This window comes from Mesorhizobium humile, from assembly GCF_033977215.1.
GTDB lineage: Bacteria > Pseudomonadota > Alphaproteobacteria > Rhizobiales > Rhizobiaceae > Mesorhizobium > Mesorhizobium humile.
Map to the genome: position 1 here is coordinate 1 of NZ_JAVIIV010000055.1, position 4065 is coordinate 4065.

The 4065-nt window shown below is 63.3% G+C and carries 6 protein-coding genes; 3 read left to right on the forward strand and 3 right to left on the reverse strand.

The genetic code is table 11. The features are described from left to right. Positions 1-74: 74 nt before the first annotated feature. Together RFM52_RS32565 and RFM52_RS32570 are read right to left on the reverse strand one after the other, a co-directional pair. Positions 75-572 (reverse strand): GNAT family N-acetyltransferase, encoded by a 498-nt coding sequence (locus RFM52_RS32565; RefSeq protein ID WP_320293457.1) that lies wholly within the window; start codon positions 570-572, stop codon positions 75-77. Positions 573-612: 40 nt separating this feature from the next. Continuing rightward, complete coding sequence (locus tag RFM52_RS32570) at positions 613-1563, reverse strand: transglycosylase SLT domain-containing protein (protein WP_430699207.1); 951 nt, start codon at positions 1561-1563, stop codon at positions 613-615. Positions 1564-1808: 245 nt separating this feature from the next. Here RFM52_RS32570 and RFM52_RS32575 point away from each other — a divergent pair, with 245 nt between their 5' ends. Then, entirely contained in the window at positions 1809-2378 is a 570-nt protein-coding gene (locus RFM52_RS32575; protein WP_320293455.1) for a methylated-DNA--[protein]-cysteine S-methyltransferase, read from the forward strand. Positions 2379-2389: 11 nt separating this feature from the next. On the opposite strand, the gene RFM52_RS32580 is transcribed toward RFM52_RS32575, so the two are convergent. Further along, on the reverse strand, positions 2390-2716 hold the full coding sequence (locus RFM52_RS32580; protein ID WP_320293454.1) for a hypothetical protein: 327 nt from the start codon (positions 2714-2716) through the stop codon (positions 2390-2392). Between the two features lie 258 nt (positions 2717-2974). Here RFM52_RS32580 and RFM52_RS32585 point away from each other — a divergent pair, with 258 nt between their 5' ends. After that, positions 2975-3187 (forward strand): cold-shock protein, encoded by a 213-nt coding sequence (locus tag RFM52_RS32585; RefSeq protein WP_027168154.1) that lies wholly within the window; start codon positions 2975-2977, stop codon positions 3185-3187. A gap of 327 nt (positions 3188-3514) precedes the next feature. Next, a complete protein-coding gene (locus RFM52_RS32590) occupies positions 3515-3715 on the forward strand; it encodes a hypothetical protein (protein WP_320293453.1) in 201 nt (66 codons plus the stop codon). The last annotated feature ends 350 nt before the right edge of the window (positions 3716-4065 follow it).

Consider the following 4065-nt stretch of genomic DNA (forward strand, 5'->3'; position numbering starts at 1 on the left):
GACAACGACATGCATCAAAACAAAGACTTAAAGCGCGTCGCCTGAATCCGTTTCAGCGCGACGCGCTTTAAGCGTCAGCCTTCCCAGTCGACCGGGACCATGCCGAGCCGCTCGTAGAGCCTGAAGGCCGCGGTGTTCTTCACCGTGTTTGTCTTGAGATCGACATGGGCCGCCCCACGCTCGCGAAACGCCAGGAATGCGTGCCGCATCAGCGCTTCGCCGAGGCCCTGCCGTCTCGCCTCCGGATGGACGGCGAGGTCCTTGACGAAACCGGACGTCCAGCAGAGCGCCGCGCCCGCCAGCAGGCCCTTGCCGTCGATCGCCAGGAAACAGAGGGCGGGGTCGAACTCCGCATCGCCGGCAATGCGCGGCCACCATTCGTCGAACGGCCCGTCGGTGCCGTCGTCGAACACCTCTTGCAGCAGCGCGTGCAAAGCCTGCGCGTCCCGATGCTCGAACGCGCGCATGACCAAACCCTCCGGCCAATGCGGCGCGGTCAGCGTATCGTCGAGCAGCTTGCGCAGACGGATGTCGTTGGGAGCCGGCAGGCGGGGCGTCGTGTCTTCATGCATGGCGCTGTCTCGAAACGCCGCGCGGAACCGGACAGTCCGATCAGGCGTCGGGTTGCAGGCGGTGCCGCTTGCGGTCGACGCCAAGGCCCGTCGCCTCGAGCAGGCCCTTGCGCTTGGCGTCGTAGTAATAGCCGGTCTGGTAGAGCATGTCGGCCCGCTTGGCGTTGCCGCCCGAAACCAGCCAGGCGCCGCGCAGATATTTCACCGCGTATTTGAGATTGGTCTCGGCGTCGAACAGGCCGGTCGCCGGTCCGTCATAGCCCATGCCGCGCGCCGTCGCGTGCTTGATCTGCATCAGTCCCCAATGGCCGTGATTGAAGGCTTTCGGGTTGAAGGTGCTCTCGCGGTTGACGACATGGCGCACCAGCTCGACCGGCACTTCGTAGATCGCCGAATATTTCTCGATCAGCCGCTCGATCTCGCCGCGCGGGCCGCTGGCATGCACTTCGGGCTGGCCGGGTGCGGCAAGCAGCGCCGGATTTTCCGGCGCCACATAGGCGACCTGCTGGACACCGGGCATCGGCGCGACTTTCGCCGACTGGCCGGTGACCGGCATGGCGACGCCCGCGGTCGTGTAGACCGCCGCCTGCTTGATGGATGCTGCTTGCTTGATGGATCCGGGGCCGGTCGGCGAGCCACCAGCGGTCAGCACCGGGGGCGGCGGAAACTTGCCGGCCATCGGCGTCGCTCCCGCGAAAGCCGCGGGTTGTGCCAGCGGAACGCTGGACAGGGGAGCGCCAGGCTGGACCGGCGGCGGCAAAAGCGCGCTTTGCGTCGCGGGCGCGCCTTGCGTCGCGAGCGCGCTTTGCGTCGCCGGCGCGCCGGGTGTGGTCGCCATCGCAACAGCATCGCCGGCCAGCGCCGCGGTCTGGACCTGCGCGAGGCCCGAAGGTTCCGGCAGGACGGCCACCGTTTCGGGCAACGCAAGGGTCGGCGTATCGTCCGCGACGACAGGCGTTGAGGCTTCCGCAAGCGCGGGCGCGGCCTTCATTTGCGAGGTCGAGGTACAACCGCTCAGACCAGCAGCGGCAACGAGCACGCCGATCGCGGTGATTATGATTTTAGCAGGCAAGCCGTGCGGTCCGGTTTGTCGGTTGTTAAGGAGTCCTTACACCAGCGATTCACCCCCGGCAATCGGGGCCGCCAGACGGTTTTCGGGTGGTGATAACAGGGCGGGAGTGCCATATTGTTCTGGATATGTACTCGTTTTTCGCTGTTTTGCGGAAGGAATACGCCATGAAACCCACATCTCAGATCACGGCCGGCCACGCAGTGTTAGAAACAGTGATCGGCTTCATGGGCATCGCCTGGAGCGAGAAGGGCCTGATCCGGCTTTGCCTGCCGGAGCGCAGCCGCGAAGCGGTCGAGCGTCGGCTGCTTCGCCACCCCGGCGTCTCAGCCTCGACAAACCAACCTTCCTGGGTGGTCGAGTTGATCGCGTCGATCAAGGCCTATGCGGCTGGCGAGGATGTCGACTTCACCGGCGTGCCGGTCGATCTCGACGGCGTCGATGATTTTCGTCTCGCCATCTACGATGCCGCGCGCAAGCTCGGCTTCGGCGAAACCACCACCTACGGCGAACTGGCCAAGCGCGCTGGCCATGCCGGCCTTCCGCGCGAAACGGGCGCCGCACTGGGCGCCAATCCAGTGCCGCTGGTCATTCCCTGCCACCGTATCCTGGCCGCAGGCGGCAAGATCGGCGGCTTCTCCGCGCCGGGCGGCTCGGCCACCAAGGAAAAGATGCTCGCCATGGAAGGCGTTCGCGTCGGCCCGCAGCCGGCCGCGCAGGCCTCGTTCGGTTTCTGAGGCGCTGCCTGTCAGTCCTGCAGGAACCGGCGGCGGAAGCGCCGCTCGAAATCCGGACGCTTGCAGACATAGACCATGCAGGACCTGGTGTCGGCGCTCGGCACATAGGCGCGCGCCCTCACCTCGCCCGCGTTGCAGAAACGCTCGTCGCGCACATAGCGGTCGTAAAGCGGCAACCCCGGCACGCGCGTCGACTGGTAGCGCAGGATGACGGCGCCCTGCCTGGCGATCGTCGCCTGCACCCGGTCGCAGCTCATGCGCGTCGGATCGTAGCGCGACACCGCCTGCGCCTCGGCGGCCAGCAAAAGGAAGCAGGCGGCAAGCAAAATGGTCTTCATGGTTTCCCTCCATTGAGCGACGGGCATCTCATCCGTCCACAACGCGCGGCCGCTGTCAAAATTTCCATGCAGCCGTGCGCAGCGCGCCGGCAACCCATCTTGTATTCTTTCGCAAACTGTCCTATATGCGGGCCATTGAATTTGGCCGATCGATCGGGCCTCGCGATCCCTCGCGTTTGCTGACGTCTCCAAAATTTCGATACCACCGGCCGGACTTCGGGTCCGGTCAAACTAAAGCAAATGTGGAAGGGCATTTAGATGGCAACTGGTACGGTCAAGTGGTTCAACGCCACCAAGGGCTACGGCTTCATCCAGCCTGACAATGGCGGCGCGGACGTTTTCGTCCACATCTCCGCTGTCGAGCGCGCTGGCATGACCAGCCTCGCCGAAGGCCAGAAAATCAACTTCGAGATCGAGCAGGACCGCCGCACCGGCAAGTCCGCCGCTGGGTCTCTGAGCAAGGCAGCCTGATTTGGCTTAAGCATTTTGCAGCCAAGCGGAATCGCTTGGCGTTGCAGAATGCGGCTAAGCAAAGGCGCGCGCCGGACGAAGGTTCGGGGCGCGCGGCAAGTCACGGATGTACTGACGGTCGCGCGAGAAGCGCGCCGGAGCGAAAAGACCCGACAAGCTGGAACAGCAGATAGCTGCCAGCCCGGACCAGACGCTCCCGATCAGGCTACCGGCATAGGAAGGCGGGCATTGCCCGCCTTTTTTGTTGCCCGGATTTTGGGCGAGTTCCTCTCCGGACCGGCAGGCCCACGGATGGCACTTTTGGCCCATTAGTGCTACCTTTGATGCATGACCAAACTCGAACAGATCGAAAAATCCGTAGCAGAGCTCAGCCCAGATGAGCTCAAAGCGTTCGCTGCATGGTTCGAAGCGCTGCGGGCTGATTTGTGGGACCAGCAGATCGAGGCCGACGCAAAATCGGGCCGGCTGGACAAGCTGGTGGCAGAAGCACGTGCCGAAATATCCGCTGGCAAACTGCGTGACCTGTGAGGCACAGAGCCACCGCTAGCTTCTGGACAAAATACAATTCCTTACCAAAGGCGGTTCGGCGCATAGCCGACAAAAACTTCACTTTGATGAAGACCAATCCGCGACATCCATCCCTCCATTTCAAAAAGGTGGGAGAGCTTTGGTCGGCGAGGATAGACGACAATTATCGGGCCCTGGCCCTTGAAAGCGGCGATGGCTTTGACTGGATCTGGATCGGCACCCATGCCGAATACGATCGACTTATCAAATAACCCCCGCGCTGATGCTCCAGCGAAAGCGGCTAATGCATGTCGCCCAGAAGTGTGCAGCGGTTCTGGGACAACGACATGCATCAAAACAAAGACTTAAAG